At 70.2% G+C, this 15,687-nt stretch carries 13 protein-coding genes and 1 tRNA gene; 8 read left to right on the forward strand and 6 right to left on the reverse strand.

Annotated features, from left to right (window positions below; translation table 11 throughout):
- The first annotated feature begins 8 nt into the window (after window positions 1-8).
- The 3 genes from ABD198_RS06645 (at window position 9) to ABD198_RS06655 (ending at window position 3,308) form a co-directional block, all read left to right on the forward strand.
- Window positions 9-542: a DUF501 domain-containing protein gene (locus tag ABD198_RS06645; RefSeq protein ID WP_343998446.1), complete on the forward strand. Its 534-nt coding sequence runs from the start codon at window positions 9-11 to the stop codon at window positions 540-542.
- Window positions 539-1,483, forward strand: coding sequence for a Ppx/GppA phosphatase family protein (locus ABD198_RS06650; RefSeq protein WP_343998447.1), 945 nt, complete (start codon window positions 539-541; stop codon window positions 1,481-1,483). The genes ABD198_RS06645 and ABD198_RS06650 overlap by 4 nt, the downstream gene beginning before the upstream one ends.
- 433 nt (window positions 1,484-1,916) lie before the next feature.
- The gene (locus ABD198_RS06655) at window positions 1,917-3,308 is read left to right on the forward strand and encodes an NAD(P)/FAD-dependent oxidoreductase (RefSeq protein ID WP_343998449.1); all 1,392 of its coding nucleotides are present in this window, start codon (window positions 1,917-1,919) and stop codon (window positions 3,306-3,308) included.
- A gap of 312 nt (window positions 3,309-3,620) precedes the next feature.
- Here the strand turns inward: ABD198_RS06655 and ABD198_RS06660 are convergent, their stop codons facing one another.
- Window positions 3,621-4,082 (reverse strand): ATP-binding protein, encoded by a 462-nt coding sequence (locus ABD198_RS06660; RefSeq protein WP_343998450.1) that lies wholly within the window; start codon window positions 4,080-4,082, stop codon window positions 3,621-3,623.
- A 134-nt stretch (window positions 4,083-4,216) separates the two neighbouring features.
- Between ABD198_RS06660 and ABD198_RS06665 the strand changes: the two genes are divergently transcribed.
- A complete protein-coding gene (locus ABD198_RS06665; protein WP_343998451.1) occupies window positions 4,217-5,608 on the forward strand; it encodes an NsdA family TPR-like regulatory protein in 1,392 nt (463 codons plus the stop codon).
- A 180-nt stretch (window positions 5,609-5,788) separates the two neighbouring features.
- Here the strand turns inward: ABD198_RS06665 and ABD198_RS06670 are convergent.
- Window positions 5,789-5,872 (reverse strand) — tRNA-Leu (locus ABD198_RS06670).
- A gap of 434 nt (window positions 5,873-6,306) precedes the next feature.
- Here ABD198_RS06670 and ABD198_RS06675 point away from each other — a divergent pair.
- Window positions 6,307-7,077 carry an ABC transporter ATP-binding protein gene (locus ABD198_RS06675; RefSeq protein ID WP_343998452.1) on the forward strand — a complete coding sequence of 257 codons (771 nt, stop codon included), beginning with the start codon at window positions 6,307-6,309 and terminating at the stop codon, window positions 7,075-7,077.
- 49 nt (window positions 7,078-7,126) lie between these two features.
- Window positions 7,127-9,655, forward strand: a complete 2,529-nt coding sequence (locus ABD198_RS06680; RefSeq protein WP_343998453.1) for an ABC transporter permease — start codon at window positions 7,127-7,129, stop codon at window positions 9,653-9,655.
- A gap of 142 nt (window positions 9,656-9,797) precedes the next feature.
- Here the strand turns inward: ABD198_RS06680 and ABD198_RS06685 are convergent, their stop codons facing one another.
- Entirely contained in the window at window positions 9,798-11,096 is a 1,299-nt protein-coding gene (locus tag ABD198_RS06685; protein ID WP_343998454.1) for a class I SAM-dependent methyltransferase, read from the reverse strand.
- Between the two features lie 306 nt (window positions 11,097-11,402).
- Here ABD198_RS06685 and ABD198_RS06690 point away from each other — a divergent pair, with 306 nt between their 5' ends.
- On the forward strand, window positions 11,403-12,311 hold the full coding sequence (locus ABD198_RS06690; RefSeq protein ID WP_343998455.1) for a Bax inhibitor-1/YccA family protein: 909 nt from the start codon (window positions 11,403-11,405) through the stop codon (window positions 12,309-12,311).
- 199 nt (window positions 12,312-12,510) lie between these two features.
- On the opposite strand, the gene ABD198_RS06695 is transcribed toward ABD198_RS06690, so the two are convergent.
- Window positions 12,511-12,741 (reverse strand): DUF4287 domain-containing protein, encoded by a 231-nt coding sequence (locus ABD198_RS06695; protein WP_343998456.1) that lies wholly within the window; start codon window positions 12,739-12,741, stop codon window positions 12,511-12,513.
- A gap of 102 nt (window positions 12,742-12,843) precedes the next feature.
- Between ABD198_RS06695 and ABD198_RS06700 the strand changes: the two genes are divergently transcribed.
- Window positions 12,844-13,155: a hypothetical protein gene (locus ABD198_RS06700; protein ID WP_343998457.1), complete on the forward strand. Its 312-nt coding sequence runs from the start codon at window positions 12,844-12,846 to the stop codon at window positions 13,153-13,155.
- Window positions 13,156-13,173: 18 nt separating this feature from the next.
- On the opposite strand, the gene ABD198_RS06705 is transcribed toward ABD198_RS06700, so the two are convergent.
- Together ABD198_RS06705 and ABD198_RS06710 are read right to left on the reverse strand one after the other, a co-directional pair.
- Window positions 13,174-13,953, reverse strand: coding sequence for a hypothetical protein (locus ABD198_RS06705; RefSeq protein WP_343998458.1), 780 nt, complete (start codon window positions 13,951-13,953; stop codon window positions 13,174-13,176).
- Window positions 13,954-14,226: 273 nt separating this feature from the next.
- A complete protein-coding gene (locus ABD198_RS06710; protein ID WP_343998459.1) occupies window positions 14,227-15,447 on the reverse strand; it encodes an acetyl-CoA C-acetyltransferase in 1,221 nt (406 codons plus the stop codon).
- Between the last annotated feature and the right edge of the window lie 240 nt (window positions 15,448-15,687).

Genomic DNA, 15,687 nt, shown 5'->3' on the forward strand with positions numbered 1-15,687 from the left:
AGACAGGTATGGAGAAGCCCCCGCCCACGACCCCGCGCACCGAGCCCACCGACGCGGACGTCGAGGCCTTCAAGCAGCAGCTCGGCCGGCCCCCGCGCGGGCTGCGCGCCATCGCGCACCGCTGCCCCTGCGGCCAGCCGGACGTCGTGGAGACCGCCCCGCGGCTGCCCGACGGCACCCCCTTCCCGACGCTGTACTACCTCACCTGCCCCCGGGCCAACTCGGCGATCGGCACGCTCGAGGCGAACGGCGTGATGAAGGAGATGACCGAGCGGCTGGCCACCGACCCCGAGCTGGCCGCCGCCTACCGCGCCGCGCACGAGGACTACATCCGGCGGCGCGACGAGATCGAGGAGCTGAAGAACTTCCCCAGCGCCGGCGGTATGCCGGACCGGGTGAAGTGCCTGCACGTGCTGGTCGCCCACTCGCTGGCCGCCGGACCGGGCGTCAACCCGCTCGGCGACGAGGCGCTGGCGATGCTGCCCGAGTGGTGGCGCAAGGGCCCCTGTGTGACGCCCACGGCCGGGGAGGAGGCCAAGTGACCCGGGTCGCCGCCATCGACTGCGGCACGAACTCCATCCGCCTGCTGGTGGCCGACGCGGACCCCGTGACCGGCGAACTGACCGACCTGGACCGCCGCATGACCATCGTGCGCCTCGGGCAGGGCGTCGACCGCACCGGCCGGCTCGCCCCCGAGGCCCTTGAGCGGACCTTCGCCGCCTGCCGCGAGTACGCGGAGATCATCAAGAAGCACGGGGCATCCGAGCACCTGCGCTTCGTCGCCACCTCCGCCTCCCGCGACGCCGAGAACCGCGAGGACTTCGTGCGCGGGGTGGTGGACATCCTCGGCGTGGAGCCCGAGGTCATCACCGGCGACCAGGAGGCCGAGTTCTCCTTCACCGGCGCCACCAAGGAGCTGGCGGACCACGACCACCTGCCCAAGCCCTTCCTGGTGGTCGACATCGGCGGCGGCTCGACCGAGTTCGTGGTCGGCGACGACCATGTGCGCGCCGCCCGCTCCGTCGACGTCGGCTGCGTCCGGATGACCGAGCGGCACCTGGTGCACGAGGGGAAGGTCGCCGACCCGCCCACCGAGCAGCAGATCGCCGCCATGCGGGCCGACATCGAGGCCGCCCTCGACCTGGCCGAACAGTCCGTCCCGCTGCGCGAGGCGCGCACCCTGGTGGGCCTCGCCGGATCCGTCACCACCGTCTCCGCCATCGCCCAGGACCTGCCCGAGTACGACTCGGCGGCCATCCACCACTCACGGGTCTCCCGGGACCGCGTCCGGGAGATCACCGAGCACCTGCTGCGCTCCACCCACGCCGAGCGCGCGAAGATCCCCTCCATGCATCCGGGCCGCGTGGACGTGATCGGCGCCGGCGCTCTCGTCCTGCTGTCGATCATGGAACGCACCGGCGCGGAGGAGGTCGTGGTCTCCGAGCACGACATCCTCGACGGCATCGCGTGGTCGGTGGCGTAGCTCTCTTTTGTTACTCGCCGGTAGTCACCGGTTGAGCAGTGCGGATAGCGTATGAGCGACCTCGAGGGGCCCTTCGCGGGCCCCTCGCCGGTGTCTCGCCGGTGAAGTTCGTGAAGTTCTTCACAAGGATTTTGGTCGTACGGGGCCCTCGAATGGGGCCCATTGGCCCTTCCGGGGGGTTCCGGGCCTGTTGAACATGTTCAGCAGGCACCTGCGGATCGCGTACCGGAGGGAGTGTTTCAGGGGGCTCACGGCCGACCGTGATGTCCAGAGAGGCAGCTCACGCGGCATTGACAACGTGCGGCGAGCGTCACGGTTCCCGTACTTGGACATGATCTAATTCACGCGGGGCGGGGAGTGTAACACAGGTCCTGTCCGAGCTTGTGAAGGGGCGCACGAACCACCCCCCTCGGGCGGGTGGATACTCGATGGCATGAGCACCACGGAGCGTCCCAGGATCCTCGTAGTAGGCGGTGGGTACGTAGGCCTGTACGCAGCTCGGCGCATCCAGAAGAAGATGCGTTACGGCGAGGCGACCGTCACCGTCGTCGACCCGCGGTCGTACATGACCTACCAGCCCTTCCTCCCCGAAGCCGCCGCCGGCAGCATCTCCCCTCGCCACGTCGTCGTCCCGCTGCGGCGCGTGCTGCCCAAGGCGGAGGTCCTCACCGGTCGGGTCACCAGCATCGACCAGGACCGCAAGGTCGCCACGATCGCCCCGCTGGTCGGCGAGGCGTACGAGCTTCCCTTCGACTACCTGGTGATCGCGCTCGGCGCGGTCTCCCGCACCTTCCCGATCCCCGGCCTCGCCGAGCAGGGCATCGGCATGAAGAGCATCGAGGAGGCCATCGGCCTGCGCAACCACGTCCTCGAGCAGCTCGACAAGGCCGACTCCACCACCGACGAGGAGATCCGCCGCAAGGCCCTCACCTTCGTCTTCGTGGGCGGCGGCTTCGCCGGTGCGGAGACCATCGGTGAGGTCGAGGACATGGCGCGGGACGCGGCCAAGTACTACCGGAACGTCTCCCGCGAGGACATGCGCTTCATCCTCGTCGACGCCGCCGACAAGATCCTCCCCGAGGTGGGTCCGAAGCTCGGCAAGTACGGCAAGGAGCACCTGGAGAGCCGTGGTGTCGAGGTCTACCTCAACACCTCGATGGAGTCCTGCGTCGACGGCCACGTGGTGCTGAAGAACGGCCTCGAGGTGGACTCCGACACCATCGTGTGGACGGCCGGCGTCAAGCCGAACCCGGCGCTCGCCCGCTTCGGCCTGCCGCTGGGTCCGCGCGGCCACGTCGACTGCGAGCCGACGCTCCAGGTCAAGGGCACCGACTACATCTGGGCCGCGGGCGACAACGCCCAGGTGCCGGACCTCGTGGGCCGCAAGGCCGGCAACGAGAACGCCTGGTGCCCGCCGAACGCCCAGCACGCCCTGCGCCAGGCCAAGGTCCTCGGCGACAACGTGGTGTCCGGCATGCGGGGCTTCCCGCAGAAGGAGTACAGCCACGCCAACAAGGGCGCCGTGGCGGGCCTCGGCCTGCACAAGGGCGTGGCGATGATCGTCGTCGGCAAGATGAAGATCAAGCTGAAGGGCCGGCTCGCCTGGTACATGCACCGCACCTACCACGGCCTGGCGATGCCCACCTGGAACCGCAAGATCCGGGTCTTCGCCGACTGGACCCTGCAGATGTTCCTCAAGCGCGAGGTCGTCTCGCTGGGCGCCATCGAGTCCCCCCGCGAGGAGTTCTACGAGGCCGCCAAGCCGGCCCCGGCCCCCGCGGCGGCCGCACCCCGCAAGACCGAGGAGAAGGCCAAGGCCTCCTGACCTCCGGTCCGCATACCCCCGAAGGGGCCACCCGCCATCCGTGGTGCGGGCGGCCCCTTCGGCGTGTGCGGGGCAGAGCGTGCCGGGGGCGTTGTGGCGACTCCGGGCGCAGGGAGCCGGTGGTGGAACGACTGCTCGAAGCAGCGGGCCGTCCAGTCGGTGACGGGCCTTTTCGGCGGACACAACGGTCGCGGTCGCCCCTGCGGCGGCGAGGCGTACGGCGTGAGTGGTCACTGGTTTCTCTCCCGTTCGGCGGTGGTCAGATCCAGCGGCCCGTCGGGCAGGTACGACGGGCGCGCGGCGAGGCCGTGCTCACGCCGTCACCTCCGCCCAGACGCTCTTCCCCCAGGGCAAAGGGATGACGCCGACACTGCTCGCCACGGCCTGCACGAGTGCCAGGCCCCGGCCGCTCTCCTCGAGCAGGTCGACCTGCTGCAGATGCGGTTGCCGTCGGCTCCGGTCGGTCACGCTCACCCGTACCCGCCGCATCCCGGTGCGGGCCACGTTGACGCGGATCACGTCCCCGCACCCGTGCTGAACGGCGTTCGTCACCAGCTCGGTCGCCACGAGATGTGTGTCCTCCCGTAACTCCCTCAGCCCCCACCCCGTGAGGACAGCGGTCAGCATCCGCCGGGTATCGGCGCCGGCGAGCTCGTCCCGCTGCATCAGCGCGGTGAAGGTCGGGTAGCCGGTCGCATGTGCGATCGGCCGCCACGACGCCGCGAGGCGGGTCTCCGGGCCGCCCTCGGCACGGGTGAATGCAGTGCTCGCCACAGACGCCTCCAACGGCATTGCGCAGTTCGCTCGTACCGCGAGTGAAGCGAGGAATACGCTGGGTGCACCAGCGCCGGTCAACGCTCATGCGTTTACCGGGTTTAACGCCGTGGTCGGGAGGGTGGAGAGGCACGGTGAATCACCCGCCTGCGCGTAACGACGCGCTGCATGATGCCCTGAAAGAAGCCGGTCTGACGTACGAGCAGGCCGCCGCCGCGGTCAGGGTCGTGGCCGCCGAGGCGGGCGAGTTGCTCCGCACCAACAAGTCGGCCATCGCCCACTGGGTCAGCGGCCGCAAGAAGCCGTCGCCCCGGACAGCGACGTACCTTGCCGAAGCGGTCTCTCGCAGGCTCGGCCGCCATCTGAGGCCGAGCGATCTCGGATTGTGCGCCCCGGAGCAGGACACCCCCCATGAGGGTCTCGGCCTGCTGCTCGGGCCCGATCCGGTCGACACCCTCCGGCGACTCGGGGAGGCGGACATTCACCGGAGAGGCTTTCTCACCGGCACGGCCTACAGCGTCGCGGCGGCGGCTCTGCCGCTGGGCGTGGAGCAGGCCGTCGAGCAGCGGCAGCGGGCCGCAGCAGCGGGGCACCGCGCGGGGCCGGCCGAGATCGCCGCCGTCCGCGACATGGTCGCCATGTACACCCGCATCGACGAGCGGCACGGAGGCCGGCAGGGGCGCAGCGCTGTCGCCCAGTACCTGCGCAGCGACGTCGCAGACCTCTGCCGTTCCTCCTTCGCCCGCGAACGGGACCGGGCCGACGCCCTGTCAGCGGCGGCCTGCGTCGCCTACCTCGCGGGCTGGAAAGCCTACGACGCGGGCGAGCACGGTCTCGCTCAGCGCTATTACCTCCAGGCATGGGCCCTCACCAAGGAGGCCGACGACGACCTTCACGGCGCCTGGATACTGCGCATCATGGCGCACAACGGCATGGACATCCGCCAGCCGGCCGCCACCCTCGACCTCGCCGAGCGCGCCCTGGACACCGTCCGCGGCCGGGTCGACCCGGCGACCGAGGCCCTGTTCGCGGTGACACGCGCCCGCGCGCTCGCCCATGCTGGCCGGGGCAAGGAGGCGGTCGCCCAGATCCGCCAGGCACAGGACCTCGTTCTCCACGGTGACCCCGAGGCCGTCCCGTTCTGGGCCGCGCTCTGGGGCTCCTCGCGGGCGACCGTCGCCAGTCACACCGCGAAGACGTTCCGTGAGCTGCGCGACCACGCCAACGCCGAGCGCTACTACGCGACCTCTGCCAAGGCCAGGCCCGGAGCCGGGGGACAGCACCAGAGGATCACCGCGCTGACCCTCGCAGCACAGGGCCGGGAGCAGTCTGCGCAGGGACACCTCGAGGCCGCCTGCGCGACCTGGTCGACGAGCCTCGACCTGTTCGACGGCGTCCGCTCGGCTCGCGCCGCCAGTGAGGTGAGGATCATCCGCGGGCAGCTGCGTGTCTTCGACCGCAGAGGCGTGAAGGCCGCCGTGGAGCTCGACGAGCGCGCCCGCAGCTGGCAGCTCGTCCACACATGATCACTGCATTGGCGGTGTGTCAGATCTGGCCCGTGGGTGCCCGTCCCTGTTCGTCATGGAATTCGCATACGCCCTGCCCGAAGGGCTGAAGAAGGCGTGCGCCAGCGGTGCGCCGGCGACAAGGACGAGGGACCGCGAAGCTCCGCCGTTCTTGCAGGTCGGCGGTTACAGGCGTCGGAGTGCCCGGAGCCGGACTTGAACCGGCACGCCCGCGTAGGGGCAGCGAGGTTTAAGCTCGCCGTGTCTGCATTCCACCATCCGGGCAGGCCATGGGCTCCGCGTCGAGTGCTCCGAGCCTAGCGTCACGGCCCCTCCGCTTCGGGAGCGGGCAAACCCATGTTGTCTTATTTTATTGGCAACTGATGGAGCATCAGCTCATGGGCAGGCCATCAGCACTTGCCAGCAAGCCTTGCGCGCCATCGCCGGGTGCGCATGCGGAATGACGGAAATTCACCGTCTCGACGAGGGTGCCCGGCCGGTTCTTCGCGCCGGGGGAGGCGCCCCCCCGGCGCGCGGGCCGGACCCGACTCGGGTAGGGGGCGGTATCAGACCCAGGTATGACACAGCGGCCCGCCGGTCAGTCCTCAGTCGCCCCCGGGAACCGGAGCAGCGGCTGACTCGCCGCGGACCATCGCACGCAACGATGGACGCATACCCAGCAACGTCGTACTCGTCGTCCCGACAGGAGCGTCCAACCCGTGACCACCGCACCCATCGCCGACCGGTCCACCGCCGTGGCCGCGCGCGCCACGGAGCTGTCGAAGATCTACGGACAGGGCGAGACCCAGGTGGTCGCCCTGGACCGGGTCACCGTCGACTTCGTGCAGGCCGAGTTCACCGCGATCATGGGCCCCTCCGGCTCCGGCAAGTCCACGCTGATGCACTGCGTGGCCGGCCTGGACACCTTCTCCTCCGGCTCGGTCCGCATCGGCGACGTCGAACTCGGCACGCTGAAGGACAAGCAGCTGACCAAGCTGCGCCGTGACAAGATCGGCTTCATCTTCCAGGCGTTCAACCTGCTGCCCACCCTCAACGCCCTGGAGAACATCACCCTCCCCATGGACATCGCGGGCCGCAAGCCCGACAAGGAGTGGCTGGACACGGTCATCGGGCTGATCGGCCTCTCCGGACGGCTCGGCCACCGGCCCTCCCAGCTCTCCGGCGGCCAGCAGCAGCGTGTCGCCGTCGCCCGCGCGCTCGCCTCCAAGCCGGACATCGTCTTCGGCGACGAGCCCACCGGCAACCTCGACTCCCGCTCCGGCGCCGAGGTGCTCGGCTTCCTGCGCAACTCGGTGCGCGAGCTGGGCCAGACGGTGGTCATGGTGACCCACGACCCCGTCGCCGCCGCTTACGCGGACCGGGTGATCTTCCTGGCGGACGGCCGGATCGTCGACGAGATGTACGGGCCGACGGCCGACTCGGTGCTGGACCGCATGAAGCGGTTCGACGCCAAGGGCCGCACCAGCTGACAGCCCCTCATCCCGCCCCCCTCGTACGTCTGGACTCGAGAAGACACCCATGTTCCGTACCGCCTTGCGCAATGTGCTCGCGCACAAGGCCCGGCTCCTGATGACCGTGCTCGCCGTGATGCTCGGCGTGGCCTTCGTGTCGGGGACCCTGGTCTTCACCAACACCATCTCCAGCGCTCTGCAGAAGAGCTCCGCCAAGGGCTTCGACCATGTCGACGTCGCCGTCACACCCAAGTGGAAGGACGCCGAGGGCGACCGGGTCGGCAAGAGCCAGGAGCTGACGAAGGCCATGGTCGACGCCAGTGCCCGGGTGCCGGGCGCCGAGAGTGCCATCGGCGTGGTCGGAGGGTTCGCCGCCCTCGCCGACAAGGACGGCAGGCTGGTCGGCGACGGCTTCCAGACGCAGGGCGGCAACTACTGGGGCGCCAAGGACCCCCGCTACCCGCTGGTCGAGGGCCGCGCGCCCAGGGGGCCGGACGAGGTCCTCGTCGACTCCGAGACGGTGAAGCGGGCCGGCTACCGGGTCGGCGAGCCCGTGCGGATGTCGGTGAACGGCCCGCTCCTCGAGCCGGTCCTGGTCGGCGTCTTCACCACGGACGACGGCAATGTGGCGGCCGGCGGCAGCCTCGCGCTGTTCGACACCGCGACCGCGCAGAAGGTGTTCGGCAAGGAGGGCACCTTCGACGAGATCGACGTCAAGGCCAAGGCCGGCGTCTCCGAGGCCGCGCTCAAGGCCCAGCTGGACAAGGCGCTGCCGCGGGACGTCGTGGAGACGGAGACCGGGGGCAAGCTGGCCGAGGAGCAGGCCGAGGCCATCGCCTCCTCGATGAGCGGGCTGAAGCAGGGCCTGCTGGTGTTCGCCGGCATCGCGCTGTTCGTCGGCACGTTCATCATCGCCAACACCTTCACCATGCTGGTCGCCCAGCGCACCAAGGAGCTGGCGCTGCTGCGCGCCGTCGGTGCCTCCCGGCGGCAGGTCACCCGGTCGGTGCTGATCGAGGCGTTCGTGGTCGGCACGGTGGCCGCCGTGGCCGGACTGCTCGGCGGCATCGGCATCGGCGTGGGGCTGCGCTCCCTGATGGGCATGCTGGAGGCCACCGTGCCCGACGGGCCGCTGGTGATCACCCCCGGCACGGTCGGCACCGCCTTCGCCGTCGGCATCCTCGTCACCATGCTCGCCGCGTGGCTGCCCGGCCGCCGGGCGGCGAAGATCCCGCCGGTGGCGGCGATGAGCTCGGTGCACGCCAAGGCCACCACCAAGTCGCTGGTGCTGCGCAACACCGTCGGCGCGCTGTTCTCCGCCGCCGGAGTCGCGGTGGTCCTCGCGGCCACCTCGATGGACGGCTCGGACGGCCAGGCCCCCATGGGCTTCGGCGCCGTGCTGCTGATCACCGGCGTGTTCATCCTGACCCCGCTGCTGTCCCGCCCGCTGATCGCGGCCGCCGCCCCCGTGATGCGCCTCTTCGGGGTCTCCGGCAAGCTCGCCCGGCAGAACTCGGTGCGCAACCCGCGCCGCACCGCCGCGACCGCGTCCGCGCTGATGATCGGGCTCACCCTGATCACCGGCATGACGGTGATGGCGGGCAGCCTGCAGAAGTCCATCGACAAGATGGCCTCCGGGGCCATCGAGGCGGACTACGTGGTCTCCATGGCGACCGGCAACGCCCTCTCCCCGGACGTCGAGCAGAAGCTGAAGAAGCTCGACGAGGTCACCGCCACCAGCGCCATGCGCAACTCGCCGTCCCGCATCGACGGCAGCACCGAGTTCCTGACCGGCGTCGACGGCACCGCCTTCGGGAAGCTGACCGACTTCGAGGTGCAGGACGGTTCCCTCGCGATCGGCGGCACGCGGGTCGTGGTGGACGACGGGACCGCGAAGTCGCACGACTGGAAGGCAGGCAGCACCTTCGACGTGGCCTACGAGGACGGCAAGAAGCAGCGGCTGACCGTCGCCGGGGTCTACCGGGGCAACGACATGTTCTCCGGCATCATGATCGACAACCGGACCCTCGCCCCGCACCAGACCGACCCGACCGACATGCTGGTCCTGGTGAAGACCGCGGACGGCGTCTCCGACGCGGTCAAGGACCGGCTGGAGAAGGCGCTCGGCTCCAACCCGGCGATCGCGGTCCAGGACAAGAAGGACATCTCCAACGAGATCGCCAAGATGTTCACCCTGGTGCTGAACATGGTCTACGGGCTGCTGGCGATGGCGGTGATCGTCGCGGTGATCGGCGTCATCAACACCCTGGCCATGTCGGTGTTCGAACGCTCGCAGGAGATCGGCATGCTCCGCGCGGTCGGCCTGGACCGCAGGGGCGTCAAGCGGATGGTCCGCCTGGAGTCCCTGGTGATCTCCCTGTTCGGCGGGGTGCTCGGCATCGGCCTGGGCGTGTTCTTCGGCTGGGCGGCCGGTGAGCTGCTCGGCACCCGGATGGCGACCTACGAACTGGTCCTGCCCTGGGACCGCCTGGCGGTCTTCCTGCTGCTGGCCGCGACGGTGGGGGTGCTCGCCGCGCTCTGGCCGGCCCGGCGGGCGGCCCGGCTGAACATGCTCCAGGCGATCAAGGCGGAGTAGTTCCTCACCGCGAGCGGAATCGAGGGGAATCGAGGGGAATCGAGCGGAATGCAGGGCCCCGTCCCAGAGCCGGGACGGGGCCCTTCGCCGTCCGCGCGGGCGGCCGGGGCCTTTCCGGACGAGCGACCCCGGCGGCCGCCGGTCAGTGCCAGGTGCGGGTGCGCAGCGGCAGCCCCGAGTCGCCGGAGTCGGGGGTCTTCACCGCGAGGATCTGGTTGACGCCGATGCGGTTGTGCTCGAAGGCCAGCGCGGAGGCCGCCATGTACAGCCGCCAGACCCGGGCCCTGCCGTAGCTGCTGAGGACGACCGCACGGTCCCAGTCGGCCTCCAGGCGTGCCACCCACTCGCGCAGGGTGAGCGCGTAGTGCTCCCGGAGCGACTCCAGGTCGCGCACCTCGAAACCGGCCCGCTCCAGAGCGGTCACGGTGGTGCCGACGGGGGAGAGCTCGCCGTCGGGGAAGACATAGGCGTCGATGAACGCGTCCACCTGGTACGAGTCCTCGTCGCGCTGCGGGCGGCGGGCGATCTGGTGGTTCAGCAGCCGCCCGCCCGGCACGAGCAGCCGGTACAGGGCGTTCGCGTACTGCAGATAGCGCTCGGAGCCGACGTGCTCGGCCATGCCGATGGACGAGATCGCGTCGTAGGGGCCGTCGCGGACGTCCCGGTAGTCCTGGACGCGGATCTCCACCCGGTCGGTGAGGCCCTCGCCGGCGACCCGCTTGCGTGCGTAGGCGGCCTGCTCCTGGGAGAGGGTGATGCCGACGACGTTCGCTCCGTACTCGCGCGCGGCGTGGACCGCCATCGAGCCCCAGCCGCAGCCGACGTCCAGCAGCCGCCGGCCCGGCCTCAGCGCCAGCTTGCGGCAGACCAGGTCGAGCTTGTCCCGCTGGGCCTCCTCGAGGGTGCCCTCGGGGGGCGGGGCCTGCCAGTAGGCGCAGGAGTACACCATGGACGGGCCGAGGACCAGCTCGTAGAAGTCGTTCCCCACGTCGTAGTGGTGGCTGATGGCCCGCCGGTCGCTGCGCCGGGTGTGCAGGCCGCGGCGCGGGCGGCGGGCCTCCTCCTCGGGGGCGGGCGGCGGCAGCGGGGGCCCGGCGAGGGCGAGCAGGCCGCGCACGGCGGAGCGGAACCGCGGATCGCGCAGCGCCCGGCCGAGGGAGCGGGCGTCCTCCTCGCGCTCCCAGATCAGGCCGGACAGGCGGTCGAGGGCGGTGTAGAGGTCGCCGTCGATGTCCAGGTCGCCGGCCACCCAGGCGCGGGCGAGGCCGAGCTCGCCCGGCTTGAACAGCAGACGGCGCAGGGCGCGGCGGTTGCGGACGACCAGGGCCGGTGCGTCCGGCGGGCCGGCCTGGGAGCCGTCCCAGGCGCGGATGCGGAGGGGGAGCGGGGTGCCCAGCAACTGTTCGACGAGGCCCTTCAGCCGCGAGGCGGCGTCTGCCATGGTGTACACCTCCGTGACGGGGGATCCCGGAACGTCCCCACCCACGTAAACACCGGCCGCGCCGCCTGACAGTCCCCGGCGCGCGTCATGGCCGGGCAAAACCACCGGGTCGGACCGGCCCGGACCCCGGCGGGGTGAGTGACACTCGGCCGGCCGGGCGGCCTGCCGGTGAGGGGAATCACCCGGACGCGTAGCGTGTTGCGCAGCACGACGAGGGAAAGATCCTCCCCAAGCATTAGGGTCAATCCTTTGCCTACCTATTACTCTTGAGCCAAGGCCACACTGTGATGGCCATGGAGGAGTGAAATGAGGAGCAGAAACCCGGTCTTCTCGCGACGGGGGTTCAGCCGCGACAACGGCTACGCGGGCTTCAGCACCGCGCCGCAGGCCGGGGGTCCCGCTGTCGCCACGCAGGGCAACCCGTACGCCCAGCCGACGGGCAACCCCTACGCGCAGAACCCGTACGCGCAGAACCCTTACGCCCAGCAGGGTCAGCAGTACGGCGCGCCGCCGCAGGCCCCGGCCACCACCGGCCGGATGACCATCGACGACGTCATCATGCGCACGGCGAGCACGCTGGGTGTGCTCGTTCTCGCCGCCGCGCTCTCCTGGGCGCTGCTGCCCGTGGACGACGCCAACATCGGCCGGTCCTACGGCATCGGCATCGGCGCCGCCCTGATCGGCATGGTCCTGGCGTTCGTGCAGTCCTTCAAGCGCAAGGCCTCGCCCGCGCTGATCCTGACCTACGCCGCGTTCGAGGGTGTGTTCCTCGGCGTCGTCTCCAACATCGTCGACAACCGCGTCGCCGACGGTGCGGCCATGCAGGCGGTGCTCGGCACCATGGCGGTCTTCGCCGGTGTGCTGGTGGCCTACAAGGCGGGCTGGATCCGCGTCAACCGCCGCTTCTACGGCTTCGTGATGGCGGCCGCGCTCGGCTTCATCCTGCTGATGGCGGTGAACCTGCTGTTCGCGGTGTTCGGCGGCGGTGACGGCCTCGGCTTCCGCAGCGGTGCTCTCGGCGTCGTCTTCGGCATCATCGGCATCATCCTCGGTGCCTGCTTCCTTGCCCTGGACTTCAAGCAGGTCGAGGACGGCATCGCCTACGGTGCCCCGCGCGAGGAGGCCTGGTTCGCCGCGTTCGGTCTGACCCTGACGCTGGTGTGGATCTACCTCGAGTTCCTCAGGCTGATCTCGATCCTGAACAGCAGCGACTGATCACCGACGAGAAGATCACGTCGCGTTCGCAGCGAAGGGCCCCGGGTTCACCCGGGGCCCTTCGTCGTCGCCGGACACTGCCGGCACTGCGGACTGACCCTGTGGACGATTCGGGACGGCCCTTCGTCTGGACGAAGACCGCCGACGAGATCCTCGACAAAGTCGCCGCCTACTGCCGACGAATCTCCGACTCAGGTCACTAGAGCAGCTTGCGCGCGGCCCTCCTCAGGTCGTACTCGTGGATGATCGCCTTGGCGTGGCCGTACGCGAGGTTGTGCTCGTGACGGAGCCAGCTGACCTTTTCCTCGAAGCGCAGAAGAGCCGGGCCTTCTTCGACGGTGCGCAGCCAGTCGGAGATCTCACGACCGGTGCAATGGGGGATGCGGGCGAGCAGATTGCGATGGGTCTCCTCGGAGAAGACTTGGGACATCGGCGCCTCCGGACGCATGGAATGTAAGCCGGTCCTTCAGGTCACCGTGCCTGAGCGTTCGCCCGTTGGCAACAGTGCTGCGGCGCCGCGTACGCTCGCGGCGTGGTTGATACGACGCCCCTCATCAGTGCCGTGGATCATTTCGCCGACCGGCTGCGGGCCGCGCCGCAGAGCCGGCTGCAGCGGGGCGCTGCCGCCGAGGCCCTCGCCCTGGCCAGGGAGTTGGCGCGGCGGGCCCAGCTCGCCGAGGAGCCCGGCACCGAGCCGCGCGAGATGCCGGACGCCGGGATGTTCGCCGCCGCCGATCAGATCACCGTGGCCGTACATGACCTGGCCCTCGTACTCAAGAGCGAGGACGAGGTCGCAGAGACGGTACGGCTGGTGGAGGAGGCGCAGCATCGCGCCGGGGTCTGAGAGGCCCTCAGTCCGCTGCTACAGGGATGCGATGACGCGGTCGGCCAGGACGTAGACGTTCTCCTCGCCGCAGGCGAAGGTCAGCGTGTACGCGCCGGAGATCCCGGAGCCGCCGAGGAGGTACGGGCCGTCGCCGTCGCGCACCGCGGTGGCCAGGCGCTGCGCCGTCTCCCGGTGGCCCGGCGTCATGCACAGGGTCGTCCCGTTCGCAAAGACGTACACGTCCAGCGTGCCCAGCGGGCCGGGGCGCACATCCGTCAGCTCGACCTGCTCGGCGGCCAGCTCCTCCAGCATGGTCACCGTGCGCTCGTGGTCGCTCACCACCGGCGACGGGTTCGGCACGAAGTCGGGGTGGGAGGGGTGACGACGGCGGGCCGCGGCCAGTTCGGGGGAGTCGCCGGAGTGCTCCTCGGTCTCGGAGCCCGGCTCGGTCACCGGCTCCAGACCCACGAAATCGGCCTGCCGGGGCAGGAACAGCTCGCTGTCGGCCAGGCCCAGCAGGGAGGGGGCGTCGGAGGCGTCACGGGCCTCCTGGGCGGCCCAGAACGCCCGTGCCTCGGCCAGCTCGCGCTCCCGCTCCTCGGCGAGCGCCTCGGCCACCGCGGCGCGTATCTGGTCGGCGTCGGCCGTGCGGGCGGACGGAAGGAGGGCGCGCGTGGTCGCGGCGCGGTTCTCGGCCAGCTCGGTGTGCAGGGCGGCGACCTGCCGGCGCAGCTTGACGATGCTGCACAGGACGGCGACGCCCACAGCGCCGGTGGCGGCCGTGGTGATCAGCAGGGCGATCGGCATGGCGCTCACTGACGTACTCCCGGTTCAAAGTCGACCCCCGACTTCCTACATCAGCTTGAAGGGCGGACTAACCATCTGTCAGTGCGTAACGTCACGAAACGGACAGGGGTGTGGTTCCGGGGCCGATCGAGGCGTGATGCTGACCTGCATTGATCCCCATGAAAAGAGGGATAGGTCACATCCTGGGGGCGGTTGGATCACAGATCGGCCCGGGATCCTCTCAACTGCGGGACCCCGGGCCGGAATCTGACGGACCGTGCCTCGGTGATTACGCTGCGGTGCTCAGCTCAGGCGCTCGATGACCATCGCCATGCCCTGGCCGCCGCCGACGCACATGGTCTCCAGACCGAACTGCTTGTCGTGGAACTGCAGCGAGTTGATCAGGGTGGTGGTGATGCGGGCGCCGGTCATGCCGAAGGGGTGGCCGACGGCGATGGCACCGCCGTTGACGTTCAGCTTCTCCAGCGGGATGTTCAGGTCCCGGTAAGACGGGATCACCTGGGCGGCGAACGCCTCGTTGATCTCGAAGAGGTCGATGTCGTCGATGGTGAGGCCGGCCAGCTTCAGGGCGCGCCGGGTGGCCTCGACCGGGCCGAGGCCCATGATCTCCGGGGACAGGCCCGAGACGCCGGTGGAGACGATGCGGGCGAGCGGGGTGAGGCCCAGTTCGCGGGCCTTGGTGTCGCTCATGATGATCAGCGCGGCGGCGCCGTCGTTGAGCGGGCAGCAGTTGCCGGCGGTGACCAGGCCGTCGGGGCGGAAGACCGGCTTGAGCTGGGAGACCGCCTCCAGGGTGGTGCCGGGGCGGGGGCCGTCGTCCTTGGAGATCACGGTGCCGTCGGGCAGCGTGACCGGGGTGATCTCGCGCTCCCAGAAGCCGTTCTTGAGGGCCTCCTCCGCGAGGTTCTGCGAACGGACGCCGAACTCGTCCATCTCCTGGCGGGTGACGCCCTTCCAGCGGGCGAGGTTCTCGGCGGTCTGGCCCATCGCGATGTACGGGTCGGGCAGCAGGCCGTCCTCGCGCGGGTCGTGCCAGGTGGTGCCCTCCTGCTCGGCACGGGCGGCGGTGCGGGCCTCGGCCTCGGCGAACAGCGGGTTGTGGGTGTCCGGGAGGCTGTCGGAGTTGCCCTTGGTGTAGCGGGAGACCGTCTCGACACCGGCCGAGATGAACACGTCGCCCTCGCCGGCCTTGATGGCGTGCAGCGCCATGCGGGAGGTCTGCAGCGAGGAGGAGCAGTAGCGGGTGATGGTGCAGCCGGGGAGGTGGTCCATCCCCATCTGCACGGCGACGATCCGGCCGAGGTTGTTGCCCTGCTCACCGCCGGGAAGGCCGCAGCCGAGCATCAGGTCGTCGATGTCCTTCGGGTCCAGCTCGGGCACCTTGGCGAGGGCGGCCTGGATGATCGTGGCGGTCAGGTCGTCCGGACGCATGTCCTTGAGCGACCCCTTGAAGGCGCGGCCGATGGGCGAACGAGCGGCAGAGACGATCACAGCTTCGGGCATCACGGCTCCAGGGCATACCGGTGGGTTGGTGCAGGGCTGCTTCGGAAATTACCGGCCCGTAGCACCCAGGTCACGGCCATCGGCATGTGACATGGACCGCAGATGTCTAAGCGCTTGCTTTCCCCTGCGGGGCTTAGAGCGGGCTCGGGCGCACCGTTTGTTGAGCGCCCGAGCCCGCTCTAAGCCCCGCAGGGACCGGCGACGGCCGCACTCCCGCAGCCCCCGGGGTGTGGCAGGACG

This window comes from Streptomyces thermocarboxydovorans (assembly GCF_039524635.1).
Classification (GTDB): domain Bacteria; phylum Actinomycetota; class Actinomycetes; order Streptomycetales; family Streptomycetaceae; genus Streptomyces; species Streptomyces thermocarboxydovorans.

Bases quoted from the DNA above. Each gene is read 5' to 3' on its own strand.
- ABD198_RS06710 (WP_343998459.1), bottom strand. From the start codon at position 15,447: ATGCCCGAAGCTGTGATCGTCTCTGCCGCTCGTTCGCCCATCGGCCGC.
- ABD198_RS06680 (WP_343998453.1), top strand. From the start codon at position 7,127: ATGTTCCGTACCGCCTTGCGCAATGTGCTCGCGCACAAGGCCCGGCTC.
- ABD198_RS06695 (WP_343998456.1), bottom strand. From the start codon at position 12,741: ATGTCCCAAGTCTTCTCCGAGGAGACCCATCGCAATCTGCTCGCCCGC.
- ABD198_RS06645 (WP_343998446.1), top strand. From the start codon at position 9: ATGGAGAAGCCCCCGCCCACGACCCCGCGCACCGAGCCCACCGACGCG.
- ABD198_RS06655 (WP_343998449.1), top strand. From the start codon at position 1,917: ATGAGCACCACGGAGCGTCCCAGGATCCTCGTAGTAGGCGGTGGGTAC.
- ABD198_RS06690 (WP_343998455.1), top strand. From the start codon at position 11,403: ATGAGGAGCAGAAACCCGGTCTTCTCGCGACGGGGGTTCAGCCGCGAC.
- ABD198_RS06685 (WP_343998454.1), bottom strand. From the start codon at position 11,096: ATGGCAGACGCCGCCTCGCGGCTGAAGGGCCTCGTCGAACAGTTGCTG.